Source organism: Rhodococcus sp. DMU1 (assembly GCF_012272955.1).
GTDB classification, from domain to species: domain Bacteria; phylum Actinomycetota; class Actinomycetes; order Mycobacteriales; family Mycobacteriaceae; genus Rhodococcus; species Rhodococcus aetherivorans.
On the sequence record NZ_CP050952.1, the window covers coordinates 3,743,532 to 3,762,816 of the forward strand.

Annotated in this window: 20 protein-coding genes, 2 tRNA genes and 1 other RNA gene; 8 read left to right on the top strand and 15 right to left on the bottom strand. The window is 71.6% G+C overall.

The genetic code is table 11. The features are described from left to right. Window positions 1-18: 18 nt before the first annotated feature. The 3 genes from HFP48_RS17215 to HFP48_RS17225 all read right to left on the bottom strand — a co-directional run bounded on the left by HFP48_RS17215 (window position 19) and on the right by HFP48_RS17225 (window position 2,817). The gene (locus tag HFP48_RS17215; protein WP_044476173.1) at window positions 19-1,047 is read right to left on the bottom strand and encodes a GTP-binding protein; all 1,029 of its coding nucleotides are present in this window, start codon (window positions 1,045-1,047) and stop codon (window positions 19-21) included. 61 nt (window positions 1,048-1,108) lie between these two features. After that, entirely contained in the window at window positions 1,109-1,735 is a 627-nt protein-coding gene (locus tag HFP48_RS17220; protein ID WP_029544506.1) for an MBL fold metallo-hydrolase, read from the bottom strand. Then, window positions 1,732-2,817, bottom strand: coding sequence for an S-(hydroxymethyl)mycothiol dehydrogenase (locus tag HFP48_RS17225; RefSeq protein ID WP_006940578.1), 1,086 nt, complete (start codon window positions 2,815-2,817; stop codon window positions 1,732-1,734). Before HFP48_RS17225 ends, HFP48_RS17220 begins: the two co-directional genes overlap by 4 nt. A 264-nt stretch (window positions 2,818-3,081) precedes the next feature. On the opposite strand from HFP48_RS17225, the gene HFP48_RS17230 reads away from it, so the two are divergent. After that, complete coding sequence (locus HFP48_RS17230) at window positions 3,082-3,396, top strand: WhiB family transcriptional regulator (protein ID WP_065922424.1); 315 nt, start codon at window positions 3,082-3,084, stop codon at window positions 3,394-3,396. A gap of 52 nt (window positions 3,397-3,448) precedes the next feature. Further along, entirely contained in the window at window positions 3,449-3,997 is a 549-nt protein-coding gene (locus HFP48_RS17235) for a gluconokinase (protein WP_006940581.1), read from the top strand. Here the strand turns inward: HFP48_RS17235 and HFP48_RS17240 are convergent. Further along, window positions 3,981-5,258, bottom strand: a complete 1,278-nt coding sequence (locus HFP48_RS17240; RefSeq protein ID WP_006940585.1) for a LuxR C-terminal-related transcriptional regulator — start codon at window positions 5,256-5,258, stop codon at window positions 3,981-3,983. The genes HFP48_RS17235 and HFP48_RS17240 overlap by 17 nt on opposite strands. A gap of 44 nt (window positions 5,259-5,302) precedes the next feature. Further along, the gene (locus HFP48_RS17245) at window positions 5,303-6,664 is read right to left on the bottom strand and encodes an MFS transporter (RefSeq protein WP_065922423.1); all 1,362 of its coding nucleotides are present in this window, start codon (window positions 6,662-6,664) and stop codon (window positions 5,303-5,305) included. Between the two features lie 218 nt (window positions 6,665-6,882). Between HFP48_RS17245 and HFP48_RS17250 the strand changes: the two genes are divergently transcribed. The 6 genes from HFP48_RS17250 to HFP48_RS17275 are packed head-to-tail and all read left to right on the top strand — an operon-like array spanning window position 6,883 to window position 12,694. After that, the gene (locus HFP48_RS17250; RefSeq protein ID WP_168579792.1) at window positions 6,883-7,944 is read left to right on the top strand and encodes an aromatic ring-hydroxylating dioxygenase subunit alpha; all 1,062 of its coding nucleotides are present in this window, start codon (window positions 6,883-6,885) and stop codon (window positions 7,942-7,944) included. Between the two features lie 24 nt (window positions 7,945-7,968). Further along, window positions 7,969-8,166, top strand: a complete 198-nt coding sequence (locus HFP48_RS17255) for a hypothetical protein (RefSeq protein ID WP_037201779.1) — start codon at window positions 7,969-7,971, stop codon at window positions 8,164-8,166. A gap of 10 nt (window positions 8,167-8,176) precedes the next feature. Further along, window positions 8,177-9,154: a PDR/VanB family oxidoreductase gene (locus tag HFP48_RS17260; protein WP_102799085.1), complete on the top strand. Its 978-nt coding sequence runs from the start codon at window positions 8,177-8,179 to the stop codon at window positions 9,152-9,154. A 25-nt stretch (window positions 9,155-9,179) separates the two neighbouring features. Further along, the gene (locus HFP48_RS17265; protein WP_246872429.1) at window positions 9,180-10,379 is read left to right on the top strand and encodes a cytochrome P450; all 1,200 of its coding nucleotides are present in this window, start codon (window positions 9,180-9,182) and stop codon (window positions 10,377-10,379) included. A gap of 34 nt (window positions 10,380-10,413) precedes the next feature. Beyond that, window positions 10,414-11,199 (top strand): IclR family transcriptional regulator, encoded by a 786-nt coding sequence (locus HFP48_RS17270; RefSeq protein ID WP_168579793.1) that lies wholly within the window; start codon window positions 10,414-10,416, stop codon window positions 11,197-11,199. Continuing rightward, window positions 11,192-12,694 carry an AMP-binding protein gene (locus HFP48_RS17275; protein ID WP_168579794.1) on the top strand — a complete coding sequence of 501 codons (1,503 nt, stop codon included), beginning with the start codon at window positions 11,192-11,194 and terminating at the stop codon, window positions 12,692-12,694. The genes HFP48_RS17270 and HFP48_RS17275 overlap by 8 nt, the downstream gene beginning before the upstream one ends. Here the strand turns inward: HFP48_RS17275 and HFP48_RS17280 are convergent, their stop codons facing one another. The 10 genes from HFP48_RS17280 to ssrA all read right to left on the bottom strand — a co-directional run bounded on the left by HFP48_RS17280 (window position 12,695) and on the right by ssrA (window position 19,269). Continuing rightward, complete coding sequence (locus tag HFP48_RS17280) at window positions 12,695-13,111, bottom strand: hypothetical protein (RefSeq protein ID WP_029544516.1); 417 nt, start codon at window positions 13,109-13,111, stop codon at window positions 12,695-12,697. A 378-nt stretch (window positions 13,112-13,489) separates the two neighbouring features. Further along, window positions 13,490-13,562: transfer RNA gene (locus HFP48_RS17285), tRNA-Ala, on the bottom strand. Window positions 13,563-13,639: 77 nt separating this feature from the next. Continuing rightward, window positions 13,640-13,715 (bottom strand) — tRNA-Ala (locus tag HFP48_RS17290). Window positions 13,716-13,855: 140 nt separating this feature from the next. Further along, entirely contained in the window at window positions 13,856-14,602 is a 747-nt protein-coding gene (locus tag HFP48_RS17295) for a DsbA family protein (protein ID WP_006940599.1), read from the bottom strand. 37 nt (window positions 14,603-14,639) lie between these two features. Next, the gene (locus tag HFP48_RS17300; RefSeq protein ID WP_006940600.1) at window positions 14,640-15,128 is read right to left on the bottom strand and encodes a MauE/DoxX family redox-associated membrane protein; all 489 of its coding nucleotides are present in this window, start codon (window positions 15,126-15,128) and stop codon (window positions 14,640-14,642) included. Window positions 15,129-15,154: 26 nt separating this feature from the next. Further along, the gene (locus HFP48_RS17305; protein ID WP_006940603.1) at window positions 15,155-16,363 is read right to left on the bottom strand and encodes an MFS transporter; all 1,209 of its coding nucleotides are present in this window, start codon (window positions 16,361-16,363) and stop codon (window positions 15,155-15,157) included. A 61-nt stretch (window positions 16,364-16,424) separates the two neighbouring features. Next, the gene (gene pgm / locus HFP48_RS17310; protein ID WP_029544519.1) at window positions 16,425-18,059 is read right to left on the bottom strand and encodes a phosphoglucomutase (alpha-D-glucose-1,6-bisphosphate-dependent); all 1,635 of its coding nucleotides are present in this window, start codon (window positions 18,057-18,059) and stop codon (window positions 16,425-16,427) included. Between the two features lie 78 nt (window positions 18,060-18,137). Beyond that, window positions 18,138-18,482, bottom strand: coding sequence for a fluoride efflux transporter CrcB (crcB, locus tag HFP48_RS17315; protein ID WP_006940607.1), 345 nt, complete (start codon window positions 18,480-18,482; stop codon window positions 18,138-18,140). Beyond that, complete coding sequence (locus HFP48_RS17320; RefSeq protein WP_006940609.1) at window positions 18,479-18,832, bottom strand: CrcB family protein; 354 nt, start codon at window positions 18,830-18,832, stop codon at window positions 18,479-18,481. The genes crcB and HFP48_RS17320 overlap by 4 nt, the downstream gene beginning before the upstream one ends. A 68-nt stretch (window positions 18,833-18,900) precedes the next feature. Continuing rightward, window positions 18,901-19,269: a transfer-messenger RNA gene (ssrA, locus tag HFP48_RS17325) on the bottom strand. Window positions 19,270-19,285: the final 16 nt, after the last annotated feature.

A 19,285-nucleotide genomic window follows, 5' to 3' on the forward strand; every position in this document is an offset into this window, starting at 1 on the left:
CCCGGCTTCCGGACCCGCTCAGCGCGGGGTGAACCGGTGCACGGCCAGCATCGCGTCTGCCGGCACCGGTTCGGTCGGGACACATTCGGCGAGCCGGGCGCGTACCGCCTCGGGGTCCAGATCGGCGCCGATCACGACGAGCCGGGTGGTGGCAGGGACGTCGCCCGTGCGCCGGACGGGGTCGAAGCGGATGTGGTCGCCGACGGTGTGCAGCAGGTAGGTGCGCGTGCGTCCCCCGGCGACGACGTGGACGTACCCCTTGATGCGGAACACCCCGGCCGGCTGGTCCTCGAGGAAGTCGACGAGGGCACGCGGGTGCAGCGGGACGGGGGACTCGAAGTCGACGGCTTCGTAGCCGTCGTGCAGGTGCGTGTGGTCGCCGTCCTCGTCGTGTTCCTCGTACAGCAACCGGTCGAGGCTGAGTTGTTCGCCGGGTTGCGGCTCGGGGCGTTCGGGGATGTCGAACAGCAACGCCGGGTCGATGCGCCCGTGCACGGTGGACACGATCGCGGCGCGGTCGTTGAGGCGGCACAGCAGTTCGAGCAACTCGTCGTGGGCGTCGCCGTCGATGCGGTCGGTCTTGTTGAGCAGCACGAGGTCCGCGAGCGCGACGTGCTGATCGAGTTCGGGATGCCGGTCCCGGACGGTGCCGAACTCGGCGGCATCGACGACGAGGACGAGACCGCCGTAACCCACGTATTCGTTGCCCGAGCCGACGACGAGCCGGATCATGTTGCGCGGCTCGGCGAGTCCGCTGGCTTCGACGACGATGACGTCGATGCCGGAGGTACGGTGCGCGAGCCGGTCGAGCATCGCGTCCATGTCGGCGACGTCGACGGCGCAGCACAGGCAGCCGTTGCTCAGCGAGACCATGGAGTCGACCTGCCCGGCGACCATCATCGAGTCGATGTTGACCGAGCCGAAGTCGTTGACGATCACGCCGATTCGCGCGCCGCGGTTGTTGCGCAGCAGGTGATTGAGCAGGGTGGTCTTCCCGGAGCCCAGGAATCCTGCGACGATCACCACGGGGATCCGCTTGTTCGCCATGAGGCGAGCCTAGCGGTGCGTCCCGCCGGCCGGTCCGGGACGGGACGCACCACGGGCCTCGTCAGTTGCCCCGGCGGATCCATTCCTCGAGATGCGGGGACTCGGTGCCGATCGTCGTGCCGTCGCCGTGACCGGTGTGCACCTTCGTCTCGGCGGGCAGGGCGAACAGCTTGTCGCGGATCGAGCCGATGATGGTCGGGAAGTCCGAGTACGAGCGTCCCGTCGCACCGGGACCGCCGGAGAACAGGGTGTCGCCGGTGAACAGCTCGCCCGCCTCCGGCAGGTACAGGCACGTCGAGCCGGGCGAGTGCCCGGGGGTGTGGATGACCTGGATGTCGGTGCCCGCCACCGTGATCCGATCCCCGTCCGCGAGCGGCCGGTGCGCGACACCGGGGTGGGTCATCTCCCACAGCACGTCGTCGGCGGGGTTGAGCAGGATCGGGGCGTCGAGCTTGTCGGCCAGCTCGGGGGCGACGGTGACGTGGTCGTTGTGCCCGTGCGTGCACACGATCGCCACCACCTTCCGGCCACCGACGGCGTCGATGATCGGCTGCGCGGTGTGCGCGGCATCGATCACGACCACCTCGTCGTCGTCGCCGACGAGCCAGATGTTGTTGTCGACCTCCCACTCGCCGCCGTCGAGGGCGAAGGTGCCGTGGGTGACGACCCGATCGATACGCAGAGTCACAGGACCACCACCGAGCGCAGCACCTCGCCGCGGTGCATGGTCTCGAACGCCTTCTCCACCTGGTCGAGGGCGATGCGCTCGGTGACGAACTTCTCGAGCGGCAGCCGGCCCTGCTGGTAGAGGTCGACGAGCATGGGGAAGTCCCGCTCGGGCAGGCAGTCGCCGTACCAGGACGACTTGAGGGACCCGCCGCGGGAGAAGAAGTCGATCAGCGGCATCTCGAGGGTCATCTCCGGGGTGGGCACCCCGACGAGGACGACGGTGCCGGCCAGGTCGCGGGCGTAGAACGCCTGCTTCCACGTCTCCGGGCGGCCGACCGCGTCGATGACCACGTCGGCGCCGAAGCCGCCGGTCAGCTCCTGGATCGCCTCGACCGCATCGACCTCGGCCCCGTTGATGGTGTGGGTAGCCCCGAGGTCGGTGGCCCACTCGAGCTTCCTCGGGTCCCGGTCGACCGCGATGATCTTGTTGGCGCCGGCGAGGCGGGCGCCCATGATCGCGGCGTCGCCCACGCCGCCGCAGCCGATCACCGCGACGGAGTCGCCGCGGGTCACCCCGCCGGTGTTCACCGCGGCACCGAGGCCGGCCATCACCCCGCAGCCGAGCAGGCCGACGACGGCCGGGTCGGCGCTGGGGTCGACCTTGGTGCACTGCCCTGCGTGCACGAGGGTCTTGTCGGCGAACGCGCCGATGCCCAGGGCCGGGGTCAGCTCGGTGCCGTCCTCGAGGGTCATCTTCTGCGTGGCGTTGTGGGTGTCGAAGCAGTACTGCGGGCGGCCGCGCTTGCAGGCGCGGCACTGCCCGCACACGGCCCGCCAGTTGAGGACGACGAAGTCCCCGACGGCGACCGAGTCGACGCCCGCACCGACGGACTCGACGACACCGGCGGCCTCGTGCCCGAGCAGGAACGGGAACTCGTCGTTGATGCCGCCCTCCCGGTAGTGCAGGTCGGTGTGGCACACGCCGCACGCGGCGATCGCAACGACGACCTCTCCCGGCCCCGGGTCGGGGATGACGATCGGCACGACCTCGACGGGAGCGCCCTTCGCGCGGGCGACGACGCCCCGGACCTGCTGTGGCATGACGGTGTCTCCTTCTTCTCGTGCGGTGCTCGCGCGACGTCGGCGACGTATCGCGGTATGCGCACACGCTATCGGCGGCGCGGCACCCCGGTACCTGATCGAAGGAGTGGATCGACCTGACCGAAAGACCAGTCCCCCACTTTCGACCCCGAAATGCCGAAGTTTCGTTGATCGAGTACGGAAGTCCGACTAAGCTTCGGTATGACCGCCCTCACAGGGCGCAGCGTCCAGGCGAGGCGACCCCTCGCAGGCCCGAGGAGTGCAATGTCGATCGCCAACACGGTGACCCTCCCCCACCCCCGCAGCGAAAGCTGGGACTGGCAGCTGCACGCGGCGTGCCGGGGCCACGAGTCGTCGGCCTTCTTCCATCCCGAGGGGGAACGTGGCCGCGCACGCGAACTGCGCGAGTACCGTGCCAAGCTCGTCTGCGCCCGGTGTCCGGTTCTCGAGCGCTGCCGCACCCACGCACTGGAAGTCGGTGAGCCGTACGGCATCTGGGGTGGCATGTCGGAGTCCGAGCGCCGCTCGCGCCGCGCCGCCGTGGATCGGTCGGCCCGGTGGGGCATGCTGGGGCGCTGACGCGACCCGCCTGCGCCGCGACGCGGCGCAGGCGCCGACCAGGGAGGCACGAATGGACTCACCCGGCCACCCCGGCCCGCCGATTCTCGTCGTCATGGGGGTGTCCGGCTCCGGCAAATCGACCGTCGCGGCACTCGTCGCCGAGGCCACCGGATGGGACCTGCTCGAGGGCGACGACCTGCATCCGCGTGCCAACGTGGAGAAGATGGCCGCCGGCCGGCCGCTCAGCGACGCGGACCGGGCGCCGTGGCTCGCGGCAGTCGGCGCGTGGATCCGGGACCACACCGGCCGGGGCAGGCCGGGGGTGGTGACGTGCTCGGCGCTGCGCCGCCGCTACCGGGACGACCTCGCCGGCGAGAACGTGGTCTTCGTGCACCTGGCGGGCACGCGCGAGCAGATCCGGGAACGGCTCCGCACGCGGCGCGGCCACTACATGCCGGCCGACCTGCTGGACTCGCAGTTCGACACGTTCGAGCCGCTCGAACCCGACGAGGCGGCGATCGTCGTCGGCATCGACGCCGAGCCCGCCGACGTCGCCGCCGAGATCGTGGCGCGGGCGGCCGAGTGGACGCGCGGGACGGACGTCAGCCCGCGGCCTTGATCCCCGCCTCGGCGCCGAGCGCGGCCGCCTCGCCGCGGGTGCTCACCCCGAGCTTGCGGAGCACCGAGGCCACGTGGAACTTGACCGTCGACTCGCTGACACCGAGCCGCTCGGCGATCACCCGGTTCCGCCGGCCCGCGACGAGGTGCTCGAGCACCTCCACCTCGCGTGGCGCGAGGACCGCCAGCGCCTCGAGTGCGGGGCTGCCGGCCACGGGTGCGGGCATGTCGAGCGGTAGCCGGGCCGCGACCCGGCAGCCCCAGCCGGGCGTGGACTCGGCCTCCACGGTGCCGCCGAGGGTTTCGGCCCGGTCCCGTAGCTGCCGCGCGAGGTCGGCGGCGTCGGCCTCGCCGTCACCGTCGTCCCGGATGTCGATCAGCAGGTCGGTTCCGTCGCAGTTCCAGGCGACCCGGACGCGGCCGAGGTTCGCCTGCGCGGACATCGCGAGGACCGCGCCGCGGGCGAGGGCCCGGGCCGCATGCGCGACCTCGCCCGGCAGCGCCCGCCCGTCCACCGGCGGGGCGACCATCTCGAGGACCACCTCGCGGTGCCGGAGCAGACCGCGCAGTTCACCGTGCAGCCTAGCGAAGGCGGTGGTCACCGCCTCCTCGGCGAGTTCGCGGTGCCGGTCGACGGCCGAGCGCAGCCCGATGAGGGCATTGGTGGCGGTTTCGCGTGCGGTGATGCGGGCCCGGGTGTCGTCGAGGTCCCTCGACCGCAGCGTCGCGAGGATCGACTCGAGCGTCATCGCATGGGCCTCGGTGAGCTCGGCAACGGTCCGTGCGCGTTCGGAGGAGGCGGCGCGGGATTCGGCGAGGTACGCCGGGCTGGCGTTGCGGACCTGCAGCTGGATGCCGGTGGCCACCACGGCGAACAGGGCCCGGACCAGCTCGAGGGGAATCGAGCCGGTGCGGGCACCGCCCGGGACGAGCACGAGCAGCGTGTCGGTGGCGTCGAGGATCGCCCACACGTCGCGGTCCCGGCCCGCGATCCGGGCCGGGCCGCGACGGATCTGCCCGGTCGCGAGTTCGCTTCGGACGCGGTCGAGTTCGGCGATGGTCACGCGGTCGACGATCGCCGGGTCGCCGGCCACCTTGCGGGGCCGGCCGGTGCATTCCCGCGTGAAGATCACCAGGGCGGTGTGCGGGACCAGGTCGGTGAGCAGCGCCGAGAAGCGCTGGCCGATCTCGGTGAGCGGCCCGACCAGTACGTCCCGCAGATTCGTGATCAGCGTGTCGGGGGCCGGGATCGGGGTGTTCACTCCGGTCACGATAGCGCGCGCGGCCCGGCGACCGGCCCCGCCGATCAGTGTGTGGCCACCGAGGCGGGTGTGTCGGCGGACCGGGCGTCGGCGGTGTGCGCCTCGAACCGCAGCCGTCCCACGGCGACGGCGGCGAGCACGAGGGCGCCGGCGACGAGCAGGTAGAGCTGGGTGGGCGACCAGTGCAGGTCGAGCAGCGCACCGGCGACGATCGGCGAGGCGATGGCCCCGAGCCGGCCGACGCCGATGCCCCAGCCGACGCCGGTCGCCCGCACCGACGGCGCATACACCGAGGGCGTGATCGCGTACAGGCCCGCGATGCACCCGTTGACGAACACGCCGATGAGGGCGCCGAGGGCGAACGCGACGACCACCGCGACGGTGGCGGGGACGAAGACCACGAGCAGAGCGCCGGCGATCACCATGTACGACGCCAGGACCCGCTTCAGCGCGAATCGCGCGGACAGCGCGCCGAGCAGCGTTGCGCCGAAGATGCCGCCGAGGTTCAGCAGCACGCCCCCGGTGATGCCCTGGTCGGCCGACAGGCCCGCTTCGACGAGCAGCTTCGGCGTCCAGCTCGTCACGAAGTAGAAGGCGAACATGGTCAGGAAGAACGCGGCCCAGACGAGCAGCGTCGAGCGACGCTGCCGCGGTGCGAGGAGGCTGCCGACCCTGACGCCGGACCGCGGCCCGGAATCGTCGGCCTGTCGCGGCGCGGGCAGCGCGGCGAGCGGCTGGTGCCCGGCGCGGACCGCGAACGCGTTGATGCGGGCGAGGGCGTGGGCGGGCCGCCGGGCGAGCAGGAAGTCGAGGGATTCGGGCAGGCGGAGGTACACGACCGGGATGATCACCGCGGTGCAGACGCCGCCGAACAGGAAGACGGATCGCCATCCGTAGGAGTTCTGCAGCACGACGGCGATGATGCCGCCGACGGTGGCGCCGACGGCGTAGCCGGTGGAGTTCAGGCTCACCGCCAGCGCGCGCCACCGGTTGGAGGCGTACTCGCTGGCGATGACGTTGCTGCTGGCGAGGATTCCCCCGATGCCGACGCCGGTGAGGGCGCGCAGCAGCCCCAGCTGCAGGGCGCTCTGGCTGACCGCGGAGGCAAGCATGCCGATCGACGCGATCCCCAGGCAGAGCAGGATCATGCCGCGGCGGCCGATCGTGTCGGCCCACGGCGCGAGGAACAGCGAGCCCGCGGCCATGCCGAACAGGCCTGCGCTGAGCAGCAGGCCGAGCGCCGAACCGGACAGGCCCCACTCCTGGGACACCGACTGGGCGGTGAAGGCCATGACGAGCACGTCGAAGCCGTCGAGGACGTTGAGCAGCACGCAGATCGCCACCGCGCCCCATTGGAAGCGCGTCATCGGGCTGGTGTCGATGCGTTCACGTAGATCGATTGCCATGTATCGGGCCCCTGTTCGAAGGATGTGAGGCGAGTCACCTGCGAGGAGCGTGATGGATCGGATCACAACGAATCCACCCTCCTTCCGGATACCGGAAGGGCACCGCCCGACTTTCCGCCATCCGGAAGTCGGGTGGCGCCCGTCACGTGCCGCCCGTCACGGTGGAGGCATCCGCCGGTCGCTCGGACCGGAACCATCCCCGTGGAGACGAGACAACCATGACGAAGATCGCCCGGAACCAGTGGTATGTGGCCGCCTACGGCCGCGAGATCGACCGGGAACTGTTCGCCCGGACCATCTGCGACGAGCCGATCCTGTTCTGGCGCACCGAATCCGGTGAGGTCACCGCAATGTCGGACCGGTGCGTGCACCGCCGCTTCCCGCTCTCGCAGGCGCCGAGCCGCCTCGCGGGCGACACGGTCGTATGCGGCTACCACGGCTTCACCTACGGGCCCGACGGCGGCTGCGTGGCCGTGCCGGGCCAGAAGCGGGTGCCCCGCACCGCGCGACTGAAGTCGTACCCGGTGGTCGAGCAGGACTCGTTCGTGTGGATCTGGATCGCCGACCCGGACCGTCCGGCCGAGCCCGATCCGACCCGCATCCCCCGGGCGCCGTGGCTCGACGCGCCCGGCTACGCCGTGGCCTCGGGCATGGAGCCGCTGCGGGCGCGCTACAGCCTGCTCGTCGACAACCTGATGGACCTCTCCCACGAGACGTACCTGCACGGCGGCTACATCGGCACCCCCGAGGTGGCCGAGACCCCCATCACCACCGAGGTCGACGACGAGGCCGGGATCGTCTACGTCTCCCGGCACATCGCCGACGCGGAATGCCCGCCCTTCTACGCCGAATCGACCGGCCTCGAGGGCCGCATCACCCGATGGCAGGACATCGAGTACCACCCGCCGTGCCTGTACCTGCTGCACAGCCGGATCGCGCCCGTCGGCGTGCTGCCGCCCGAGACCGGACCCGACAGCGACGCGTTCCACGTCGAGGTGGTCTACGCGATCACCCCGGAGACCGAACACTCCACTCACGATTTCTGGTCGGTGGCAAGGGATTTTGCGCTCGAGGACGAGAAGGTCACCGAGTTCCTGCGCGAGAACAACCGCACCGTCGTGCTGCAGGACGTCGTCGCGCTCGACCGGCTCGAACAGGTGCTCGCCACCGAACCAGAGGGGTACCAGGAACTGAGCATCAACATCGACGCCGGCGCTCTGGCCGCGCGGCGGATCCTGCAGGCGATGACGGCGGGCGGCACCCTCGCCGAGACGAGGTAACCGATGTCCTCGCAACCGAACCGGATGCTGCGCGGGCCCAACGTGATGCGCGTCGTGTGGCTGCCCGGCTCCGACCGCCTCGAGGGAACGTGCCATTGCGGTGCCCGGCACGTCGCCGAGGATCCCGTCACGCTGTGGGACTGGCTGCTCGCTCATCCCGTCGGCCACGCCGACGCCCTCCCCCGGCCGCCCGAACCGACCCGCGAAGTCGCTCACGCGTAAGGACCCGACCATGACATTTCCGGAAAACAACTCCCCGGCAAACGAATTCGGCACCGACCTCGAAATCGTCGAGCGGACGGAACCCGCGGACGGCGTCGTCGCGTTGCGCCTGCGGCACCCGGACGGCGGGCCCCTGCCGCCGTGGAGTCCCGGCGCGCACATCGATCTCGTGCTCGACGAGGACCTCGTCCGTCAGTACTCGCTGTGCGGCGACCCGGCCGACACCGGGACGTGGCGCATCGCCGTCCTGCGCGAGGCCGACGGCCGCGGCGGCTCGCAGTACGTGCACGACAAACTCGCCGTCGGTGACCGCGTCCGCGTTCACGGACCCCGCAACAACTTCGACCTCGCCCCGGCGCCGCGCTACCTCTTCCTCGCCGGCGGGATCGGGATCACCCCGATAGTGCCGATGATCGCCGCGGCCGAGGCGGCCGGCGCCGACTGGTCCCTCGTCTACGGCGGCCGCCGCCGCGCCTCGATGGCGTTCGCCGACGACCTCGTCACCCGCTACCCGGGCCGGGTCACCCTCGTGCCGCAGGACGAACGGGGCCCGCTCGATCTGCCGTCGCTGCTCGGGGACCCGCGTCCCGGCACCCTCGTCTACTGCTGCGGCCCCGCCGGGCTGCTCGACGCCGTCACCACCGCCTGCGCCGACCGGCCCGCCGGGTCGCTGCGGATCGAACGGTTCGCCGCGAAGGAACAGTCCGCACCGGTGCGCTCGGACGGCTTCGAGGTGGAGCTGGCCCTGAGCGGTACCACCGTCACCGTCGCGCCCGACGAGAGCGTCCTGGACGCCGTCGCCGCCGCGGGTGTGCAGGTGCTCTCGTCCTGCCGCGAAGGTACCTGCGGCACCTGCGAGACCACCGTGCTCGCCGGCACGGTGGACCACCGCGACTCCCTGCTGACCCCCGAAGAACAGGCCGCGCACGACACCATGCTGATCTGCGTGTCCCGCGCCGCCTGCCCCCGCCTGGTTCTCGAACTCTGACTGCCCGAATCCCGAGGTGACCGCCGTGACCGTCGCAATGCACCCGCCCACCCTCGACGACGACCCGTTCGACGACGCCGTCCTCGCCGACCCGTACGAGTTCCACGCCCGGCTGCGCGCCGCCGGACCGGTGGTGTACCTGCCCCGATACGACGTGTACGCGACGGGCAGGTTCGAGGAGGTCCACGCCTGCCTCACCGACTGGCGCACCTTCGTCTCCGGACGAGGGGTCGGCCTCGCCGACTTCGCCCACGAGACGCCGTGGCGTACCCCGAGCCTGCTGCTCGAGGCCGACCCGCCGGACCACACGGTGGTGCGGGCGGCCATGGGGGTCGTCGTCTCGCCGCGCACCGTGCGCGCGCTACGCGCCGGGTTCGAGGCCGAGGCCGACGCCCTGGCCGACGCGCTCGTGGCCCGTGGTGAGTTCGACGCCGTCACCGATCTCGCCGAGGTGTTCCCCCTGCGGGTGTTCCCGGACGCGGTGGGGATCCGGGAGGACGGCCGCGAGCATCTGTTGCCGTACGGCGCCATGGCGTTCAACGCCTTCGGACCCCGCAACGACCGCGTGGAGAAGGCACTCGCCGCGTCCGGGCCGACGCAGGAGTGGGTCGCGGAGTCGTGCCAGCGGGAGAATCTCGCGCCGGGCGGGTTCGGCGCGCAGATCTGGGCGGCCGCCGACCGTGGTGACATCACCGCCGAACAGGCGCCTATGCTCGTTCGATCCCTGCTCACCGCCGGCGTGGACACCACCGTTCACGGCATCGCCAACACCGTCTACGCCATGACGCGGTTCCCCGGGCAGTGGCAGGCGCTGCACGCCCGGCCGGCGCTCGCGAAGTTCGCATTCGACGAGGCGCTGCGCTGGGAATCGCCCGTGCAGACCTTCTTCCGCACCACCTCCACCGACACCGAGGTGGCCGGCGTCCCCATCGGCGAGGGCCGCAAGGTCCTGCTGTTCCTCGGCGCCGCCAACCGCGACGAACGGCGATGGGGACCCGATGCGCACGTCGTCGACATCCACCGCTCCGCCGGCGGACACGTCGCGTTCGGCATGGGCATCCACCAGTGCGTCGGTCAGCCGATCGCGCGGCTCGAGGCCGAGGTGCTGCTCACCGCGCTGGCACAGCGGATCCGGCGGATCGAACCGGCCGGGGCTCCGGTGCCGCAACCGAACAACACGCTCAAGGGCTGGGCTAGCATTCCGCTCAGAGTCGAACCGGCCTGACCGGAGCAGTTCCCGAGGAAGGGGTGAGCACACCGTGACCCCCACCGGCGCCGCCCGCCCGGCCACCGGTTCCGTCACGGTACGCGCGCTCACCCTCCTGGAGGCGTTCACGCGCGAGCAACCCAACCTGACCCTGAGCGAGATTTCCCGGCGCACCGGCCTGCCGCTCACCACGGTGCACCGGCTCGCCGGGGATCTCACCGAGTGGGGCGCGCTGGAACGCGACTCGTCCGGCCGATTCAGCATCGGCCTCCGGCTGTGGCAGGTCGCGGCGCTCGCGCCGCGCGGCATGCTGCTGCGTGAGCTGGCGCTGCCCGTGATGGAGGACCTGTCGCAGATCACCCAGGAGAACGTGCAGCTCGGTGTGCGCGAGGGGACCGAGGTGGTGTTCGTCGAACGCCTGCGCGGTCAGCGGGCGGTGAAGACCCTCACCCGGGTCGGCAGCCCCTTTCCCATCCATGCGTCCGGCCTGGGACTCGTGCTGCTCGCGTTCGCACCGCGCTCCGTTCAGGAGGAGGTGCTGGCCCGGCCGCTGGAGCGGTTCACCGAACGCACCCTCACCTCCCCCGCCGAGCTGCGCCGGGTCCTGGCCGAGGTACGCCGCTCCGAGATCGCGGTGAGCGACCGGCAGGTGACGATGGAGGCGGTCTCCGTGGCCGCACCGATCTTCGAGCGGCCCGGCGTCGCCATCGCGGCGCTGTCGATCGTCGCCGCCGCGGACACCGCGCAGGTCACCGCACTGTCCCAACTGGTCCGCGCCGCGGCCCGCGCGATCGGCCGCTCCCTGCGGCCCGGCGGATTGACGAGCAGCGATGGGTGAACCCGCCCGCACCGTGCCGCGGCTGCTGCTCGACCGGGTGGCCCGCACGCCCCACGCGGAGGCATTCCGGCACCCCAGCGGCGACGACTGGACGAGCGTGTCGTGGACCGAGGTGGCCGGCCGGGTCACCGCCCTCGCCGCCGGGTTGATCGGCCGTGGAATTCGCCCGGGCGCGCACGTCGCCGTCTGCGCCGCCACCAGCTACGAGTGGATCCTCGCCGACCTCGCGATCGTGTGCGCCGGGGCGGTCACCGTGCCGGTCTATCCCGCCACCCCGCCGACAGAGGTGGTGGCACTGCTCCGGCACTCGGGCAGCGTGCTGACCTTCACCGACCGGCCGCTGCCCACCGCGCCGGTGCTGCACCTGGACCGGCTCGGCGAACTCGAGGCCGAGGGCCGACGGCTCCTGGCCGCCGATCCCGGAGCGGTCGCGGCCCGCATCGCGGGCGTGACGCCCGACCACCTGGCCACCCTGATCTACACCTCCGCCTCCGACGGCACCGCCAAGGGCGCGTGCCTGCCGCACGCCGCCGTCACCTACGAGGCCCGGGCCATGGCCAGCCTGGGCATGCTCACGCCCTCGGACCTGCAACTGCTGTGGCTGCCGCTCTCCCACGTCTTCGGACGTGCGCTGCTGTTCGTGGGCGTGCACCTGGGCGTGCCGACGATCGTCGACGGCCGTGCCGATCGGGTCGTGCAGCACCTCGGCGAGGTCCGGCCGACATTCCTCGGGTCCGTTCCCCACGTGCTGGGCAAGATCCGCGCCGGCGTGGAGTCCGGTGCCGCGGATCTGGGCCGGTTGCGGTTCGTGATCTCCGGCTCGGCGCGGCTCGACCGTCCGCTGGCCGAGTGGTTCGAAGGGGCCGGCGTGCCGGCACTCGAGGGATACGGCCTCACCGAGACCGCGGGTCCGTGCTGCGTCAACCGCCCGGACAGCCGGCGCCTCGGTTCCATGGGCCGGCCGCTGCCCGGCACGCAGGTGCGCATCGCCGCCGACGGGGAACTGCTCGTCCGCAGCCCCGCCGTCATGTCCGGATACCACGACGACGCCGAGCGCACCGCCGCAGTCCTCGACCGCGACGGGTGGTTCCACACCGGCGATCGCGCCGTCGTCGACGACGACGGTTTCGTCACCCTGCGCGCCCGCAAGAAGGAGGTGTTCAAGACCTCCACCGGCAAGTACGTCGCGCCGGTCGCCGTCGCACGCCGGTTCCGGGCACTGTTGCCCGGCGCGGACCTCGTCGTGGTGGGCGAGCACCGCCCCTACTGCGTAGGACTGGTGGTCCCCACCTCGGGCCGGGCGATCCCCCCGGCCGAGGCCGCGGCCGCCGTCGCCCGGCTCAATGCGGAGCTCGGCCGCTGGGAACGCATCCGCCGGTTCACCGTGCTGCCCGCACCGCTGCCGCCCACGGAGGTCGACGCGCACGGACACCCGCTGCGGGAGCGGGTGCTCGCGCGCTGTGCCGAGGTGGTGCGCCGGCTGTACGAGGGTTGATCAGGGGCGGTAGCCCGGCTCGGTGCGACCGGCGTCCCAGGTGCGATCGGCGTCCCAGGTGGACACCGCCCAGATCACCACCACGTCGATCGCGATGATCGCGAGCGACCATCCCGGGTAGTAGGGCAACCACAGGAAGTTCGCGATGATCGACAGCGCCGCGATGACGATCGCGGCGACGCGCGCCCACGTGGCTCCCGTGACGAGAGCGAGACCGATCACGGCCACGAGGATGCCCAGGATCAGATGCACCCAGCCCCACGCCGAGACGCTCCAGGAGAAGGTGTACTCCTGGCCGACCACGATGATGTCGTCCTTGGCGATCGCGGCGATGCCCTGCAGAACCTGCAGGACGCCGACCGTCGCGAGCAGGATGCCGGCCGCGATCGACGTGCCCGCGGCGAAGCCCTGCTTCAGGCCGGACCCCGTTGCAGGTCCACTGTCGTGGCGGACCGCGGCGGGGCCGCCGGCCTCGTGGGCACCACCACCGTGGCGCGCGGACGCACCCGCCGCTGCCGTGGAACCTGCACCGGCGGTGGCACCTGCACCAGCCGTCGAACCTGTGCCGGCCGTCGAACCTGCACCGGCCGTGGCACCCGCACCGGTTGGAGAACCCGGGGTAACGCTCGAACCTTCGGACACGACAGCTCACCTCTCCCGTTTTCGAAGCGATCCTTCACAGTGTGCGCCGCCGGACGAGAGCGTGGAGCAGGTTCCGAGGGTGAAAAATGTCGGCATTGCCCGGAGAAGGGGGCCGCCGCGGTGGGAGAAGGATCCGGAGAGTGCCGGAGGGAGTGGAGCTAAGGGGACTCGAACCCCTGACCCCCACACTGCCAGTGTGGTGCGCTACCAGCTGCGCCATAGCCCCGTGCAGAACAACCGTGCCACCCGCGGTGGCCTCTCACGACGAGAGGCGAGAGCATTCACTCTCGCCTCTCGCGGTGATGGTGGAGCTAAGGGGACTCGAACCCCTGACCCCCACACTGCCAGTGTGGTGCGCTACCAGCTGCGCCATAGCCCCGTACTCGGATCGTCACCCGGGATTCACTCCCCGGTGCGAGAAGAAAATTACACCATCGCCGTCGACGACAACAAATCGCCTGGTCAGTGGCGACGGTGCGGGCGACGGTGGTCGAACGGCCGACCACCGTCGCCGCCGCCTCAGCCGAGTTCGGCCACCCAGTTGTCGTTGCCGAGGGCGTCGATCACCGTGCCGTTGTGCACCACCGCGGGGGTGCCGGACGCGCCCGCCGCCGCGAGCGCCTGCCGTCCCGCCTCCGCGTCGACGGCGGCCTGCTCGACGCGCGCGCCGTCGGCGACGCACTGCGCCGCCTCGTCGGACGCCCCGGCGTCCCGCGCCATCTGTGCCAGCTCGGCGTTGGTGAGGTCGCTGTCGCTCCGCTCGGCGGGCTGGTTCTCCGGCGAGAGCAACGCGGCGTGGAACGCGGAGAACGCCGTCGCATCACCGGTCTGCGCGACGCACTGGCCGGCCGCGACCGCGCGGGTCGAGTAGTCGCCGCTCGCGGAGAGCTGATCGAGGAACGCGAGCATGTGGTACCGCACGGCGACGTCGCCGGCGTCGACCGCCTGCGCGAGTTCCTGGCCGTGCTTGTGCTCGAGCTCGGCGCAGTACGGACACAGCGGATCCTCGAACAGGTCGATCGTGGTCGCGGCGTCGGGAAGACCGAGCACGATGACACCGTCGTCCTGCAGCTCCACCTGCACCGCGGTGTTCTGCACCGTCCCGTAGCCCTCGTTGCGCGCCTTGCCCCGGTTCGACTGCCACAACACCCCCCCGATGACCAGCACCGCGATGACCAGGACCGCGATGCCGCCGAGGATGAAGGTGGACTTGCTCGACGTCGGCTCCGGCGTGTACTTGACCGGTTTGACCTTCTTCGCGCTCACGGAATCTGCCCTTCGCTGCTCGGGGATCGATGCGGGATCACTCTGCCATCGCGGGCTGAGTGCGTGCTGAGAGCCTCGCCCGTGAGCCGAGACCGAGCGCGAACGGACTGCGCGGGAACACCGTCAACCACCCGGCCAGGGCGAGGAAGCCGAGGTCTCGTGCGATCTCCCCGGCGTAGTCCCAGCCGTTCACGTCCGCCGCTCCACCGCCGCCGAAGCATCCGCAGTCGATGGACAGGCCGCGGGCCCAGACCGAGGCGATCACCGCGATCAAGGTCAGCAGCGCAGCCGCGCCCACGACCGCTGCGGCGCGCACCGCGAGTCCGATCAGCAGCAGCAGGCCGAGCACGAGTTCGAGGATCGGCAGACCGGCCGCAACGGGCCGTACGAGCGCCTCGGGCAACAACTGGTATGCGCGGACGGCCACGACGGTCTGTGACGGATCGGCGAACTTGATCCATCCGGAGATCAGCCACACGGCAGCGAGACCGAGCCGGGCGATCAGGCTGAACAGGGGAATCCACACCCCTTCGACAGTACCGACGACTGGGGTCAGATCTCCGTGGCTTCGGTCACTGTGGGTTTCCGGGCGGGCCGCGGCGCCAGCGCCCAGGGCACGGCGACGAGCAGCATGACGGCGCCGGTCACGGCGAAGGCGGCCCCGTACGACACCTGCTGCGCCAGGATTCCGGCGGCGACCGGTCCGATCACCGCCCCCACATCCGCGGTCATCTGGAACGTCGCCAGCACCGGGCCCCCGCGCGCCCTGCTGCCGACCACGTCGGCGACGGACGCCTGCTGGGCCGGGTTCATCAGGCCGGACCCGACGCCGGCCAGCAGCGACGTCGCGAAGAACAGCGCGAGGTTCGTGGTGAGGCCCATCGCGATCGTGCTGGTCCCGCACACCACCAGCCCCAGCAGGACGAACGGGCGGCGGCCGAACCGGTCGGACAACCGCCCGGAGACCATCAGGACCAGGGCATTGCCCACGGCGAACACCGTCAGTGCCACCCCGGCGAGGCCGGCGTCGCGCCCGAGGACCTCCACGACGAACAGCGGCACCATCGCCACCCGCACGCCGAAGACGACCCAGCCGTTGGCGAAGTTCGACCCGAGCGCGGCCCGGTACACCGGCGACCGCAGAGCCTCCCGCAGCCGCATCACCGGCATGGCGCCGCCGGAGTCCGGCACGGCAAGCGCGGAGTGACGCAGGCTCACGAACACGACCGCCGCCGCGACGAGCAGCGCCACCGCATAGATGAGGAACGGTGCCCGCAGGCCCAGCCCGACCAGGGCGCCCCCGGCGAGGGGGCCACCGATGTTGCCGAGCAGGAAGCTCGTCGCGTAGAGCCCCGACACCCGGCCCCGCGCGTTCGGCGGCGAGATGCGGATCAGCAACCCGAGCGCCGAGACGGTGAACATGGTGGAGCCGATGCCGCCGAGCGCCCGGAACAGCAGCAGCTGCCAGTAGTCCGTCGCGAAGGCGCAGGCGCCGGTGGACAGCGCCACGATGAGCACGCCGGCGGTGTACACCGGCCGCTCCCCCAGCCGCTGCACGAGGTTTCCGCTCGCGGGGGCGAACAGCAGGCGCATCGCCGCGAACGCCGAGATGACGACGGACGCCGCGGTGACCCCCACCCCGAAGCTGCGCGCGAACTGCGGCAGCGCGGGTGCGACGAGACCGAAACCGAGGGCGATGACGAAGGCCGCGCTGACCAGGACCCAGATCTCCCGCGGCAGGGCGGCGTCGCGTGTTCGCATGATGGCCTGATGTTAGCGACGCGCACGACCGGGAGGGCGGGCGCGTCCCGCCGGTGCGGGCTCAGCCGAGGACGTGGGACACCAGGTCCCGCGCCGCGTCCTGGACGCGGGCGAGATGCTCCGGGCCGAGGAACGATTCGGCGTAGATCTTGTACACGTCCTCGGTGCCGGAGGGCCGGGCCGCGAACCACGCGTTCTCCGTCGTGACCTTCAGGCCCCCGAGCGCGGCACCGTTGCCCGGCGCGGCGGTGAGGGTCGCGGTGATCGGCTCGCCGGCGAGTTCGGTGGCGTCGACCTGGTCGGGCGAGAGCTTCGCCAGGACGGCCTTCTGCTCGCGCGTCGCGGGCGCGTCGACCCGGGCGTACGACGGGTCGCCGTAGCGCTCGGCGAGCTCGGCGTAGCGCCGGGAGGGGGTCGTGCCGGTCACGGCGGTGATCTCGGACGCGAGCAGGGCCAGCAGGATGCCGTCCTTGTCGGTGGTCCACACCGAGCCGTCGCGCCGCAGGAAGGAGGCGCCGGCGCTCTCCTCTCCACCGAAGCCGAGGCTGCCGTCGAGCAGGCCGGGAACGAACCACTTGAAGCCCACCGGCACCTCGAGCAGACCCCGGCCCAGGCCCGCGGCCACGCGGTCGATCATCGACGAGCTCACGAGGGTTTTGCCGACCTTCGCCTCGGCCGACCATCCGGACCGGTGCCGGTACAGGTAGTCGATGGCGACCGCGAGGTAGTGGTTCGGGTTCATCAGCCCCCCGTCGGGGGTGACGATGCCGTGCCGGTCGGCGTCGGCGTCGTTGCCGGTCGCCAGGTCGTAGCGGTCGCGGGCGCCGATCAGCGACGCCATCGCGTTGGGCGACGAGCAGTCCATCCGGATCCTGCCGTCGGTGTCGAGGGTCATGAACCGCCAGGTGGCGTCGACGAGCGGGTTGACGACGGTCAGGTCCAGCCGGTGCCGCTCGGCGATCTCGCCCCAGTAGTCGACGCTGGCGCCGCCGAGCGGATCGGCGCCGACGCGCAACCCGGCGTCGCGGACGGCGTCGAGATCCACGACGTTCGGCAGGTCGTCGATGTAGGCGGCGAGGAAATCGTGCCGGCCGGCGTCGGCGAGCGCCCGGACGGCGGGCACCCGGCGCACCCCGTTCAGCCCCGCGGCGAGCAGTTCGTTGGCGCGCGCCGCGATCGCCGACGTCGCATCGGTGTCGGCGGGCCCGCCGTGCGGCGGGTTGTACTTGAAGCCGCCGTCGCGGGGTGGATTGTGCGACGGGGTGACGACGATGCCGTCGGCGCGGGCACCGGATCCAGCGCCGGCGTTGTGCCGCAGGATCGCGTGGCTCACGGCCGGGGTCGGCGTGTAGCGGTCGCGAGCGTCGATCACCACGTCGACGCCGTTGGCGGCGAGCACCTCGAGTGCGCTCGTCCACGCCGGCTCCGACAACGCGTGGGTGTCGCGGCCGAGGAACAGCGGACCGGTGATCTGCTGCGCCGCCCGGTACTCGACGATCGCCTGGGTGGTGGCGAGGATGTGCTGCTCGTTGAAGGCGCCGTCGAGGCTGGAACCGCGGTGACCGGAGGTGCCGAAGGCCACCTGCTGCATCGGATCCTGCGGGTCCGGCGTCACCGTGTAGTACGCGGTGACCAGGTGCGCGAGGTCCTCCAGATCCTCCGCCGCCGCCGGTTGTCCCGCTCGTTCGTGCGCCATGTGACCTCCTCGTCCACCCGACCTTGCCCTGCTCATCTTGCCCGCCCGGCGTGCCCGGCGCGCGCCGATCGCCGTCGGTCAGGACGTGAGGGCATACCCGGCCCAGGCCGCGGCCGTGCCGGCGAGCACGCTCACCGCCGCATACACCGTCGCGGTGACCGGGCGGCGCACCCGGACGAGACCGACCGTCTCGACGGCGAACGTCGAGTAGGTGGTCAGGCCCCCGCAGAACCCCGTGCCGAGCAGCGCGAACGTCGAGGGCGCGAGCGCGGCCCCGGACAGCACACCGAGCAGCAGGCAACCGAGGACGTTGACGGTCAGGGTCGCCACCGGGACGCTGCGGTAGGAGCGGACGTGCCGGCCCGCGAGATAGCGCAGGACCGCTCCGGCACCGCCGCCCAGGGCGACGAGCAGGACGGTCATCGGGCCGTCCGGTGCCGCCACGCCTCACCGGCCGCCATGCCGGCGCGCGCCGCCGCGAGTGCCCCCACGAGTGTCACGGCCACATAGACGACGGCAGTCGCGGGGTGGCGGACCGCGTCGACGGCGAACGTGGAGAAGGTGGTGAACCCGCCGAGCACACCGACGCCGAGGAACAGGCGCCACAGCCGGTCGGGACCGAGCATCGCTGCGACGACGCCGAGCAGCAGCGAACCGGCGATGTTGATCGCCGCGATCGTCCAGATGCCGGGGAATTGCACGGACAGCGCGTATCGGGTGACAGCGCCCACCGCGCCGCCCGCGGCGACGACGGCCGTCGGCTTGTACTCCATGCCGGTAACCGTAGAGGTCCGGCATATGCGAAGGACCCCGGCCGGGTGGCCGGGGTCCTTCGCGTTTCCGGTGGAGCTGCCGGGAATCGAACCCGGGTCCTCCGCCGCCTCGCCAGGGCTTCTCCGTGTGCAGTTCGCTATGTCTCTACTTGGATCTCCCGGTCCCGCGAACAAGCCGAGATGACGATCCCAGTCGCTGTTTGTTGTCCCGTCCGGCTCCGCGACCGAGCCGTACGGTGGAGCTCCCTAGTCGATGCCAGGATCCGGGGCGGGAGCACACCCGGTCTGACAGAGACGCACTCGCTTAGGCAGCGAGGGCGTACTCGCGCTGAGTAGACTCGGCGCTTATTGGTTTGCAGCGACGCTTACGGTGGTCTCTTGCCTGCACCGACACGCTTCCCCTAGCTCAACGTACGCAGTCGAAACCGTTCAGCCCCGTACGTACCTGCGGCC

What these genes read in the sequence shown, in the direction of transcription:
- HFP48_RS17215 (WP_044476173.1), bottom strand. Translation starts at nt 1,047, where the DNA reads ATGGCGAACAAGCGGATCCCCGTGGTGATCGTCGCAGGATTCCTGGGC.
- HFP48_RS17225 (WP_006940578.1), bottom strand. Translation starts at nt 2,817, where the DNA reads ATGCCACAGCAGGTCCGGGGCGTCGTCGCCCGCGCGAAGGGCGCTCCC.
- HFP48_RS17230 (WP_065922424.1), top strand. Translation starts at nt 3,082, where the DNA reads ATGTCGATCGCCAACACGGTGACCCTCCCCCACCCCCGCAGCGAAAGC.
- HFP48_RS17235 (WP_006940581.1), top strand. Translation starts at nt 3,449, where the DNA reads ATGGACTCACCCGGCCACCCCGGCCCGCCGATTCTCGTCGTCATGGGG.
- HFP48_RS17245 (WP_065922423.1), bottom strand. Translation starts at nt 6,664, where the DNA reads ATGGCAATCGATCTACGTGAACGCATCGACACCAGCCCGATGACGCGC.
- HFP48_RS17250 (WP_168579792.1), top strand. Translation starts at nt 6,883, where the DNA reads ATGACGAAGATCGCCCGGAACCAGTGGTATGTGGCCGCCTACGGCCGC.
- HFP48_RS17255 (WP_037201779.1), top strand. Translation starts at nt 7,969, where the DNA reads ATGCTGCGCGGGCCCAACGTGATGCGCGTCGTGTGGCTGCCCGGCTCC.
- HFP48_RS17260 (WP_102799085.1), top strand. Translation starts at nt 8,177, where the DNA reads ATGACATTTCCGGAAAACAACTCCCCGGCAAACGAATTCGGCACCGAC.
- HFP48_RS17275 (WP_168579794.1), top strand. Translation starts at nt 11,192, where the DNA reads ATGGGTGAACCCGCCCGCACCGTGCCGCGGCTGCTGCTCGACCGGGTG.
- HFP48_RS17305 (WP_006940603.1), bottom strand. Translation starts at nt 16,363, where the DNA reads ATGCGAACACGCGACGCCGCCCTGCCGCGGGAGATCTGGGTCCTGGTC.
- pgm (WP_029544519.1), bottom strand. Translation starts at nt 18,059, where the DNA reads ATGGCGCACGAACGAGCGGGACAACCGGCGGCGGCGGAGGATCTGGAG.
- crcB (WP_006940607.1), bottom strand. Translation starts at nt 18,482, where the DNA reads ATGACCGTCCTGCTCGTCGCCCTGGGCGGCGGTGCCGGAGCGGTCCTG.
- HFP48_RS17320 (WP_006940609.1), bottom strand. Translation starts at nt 18,832, where the DNA reads ATGGAGTACAAGCCGACGGCCGTCGTCGCCGCGGGCGGCGCGGTGGGC.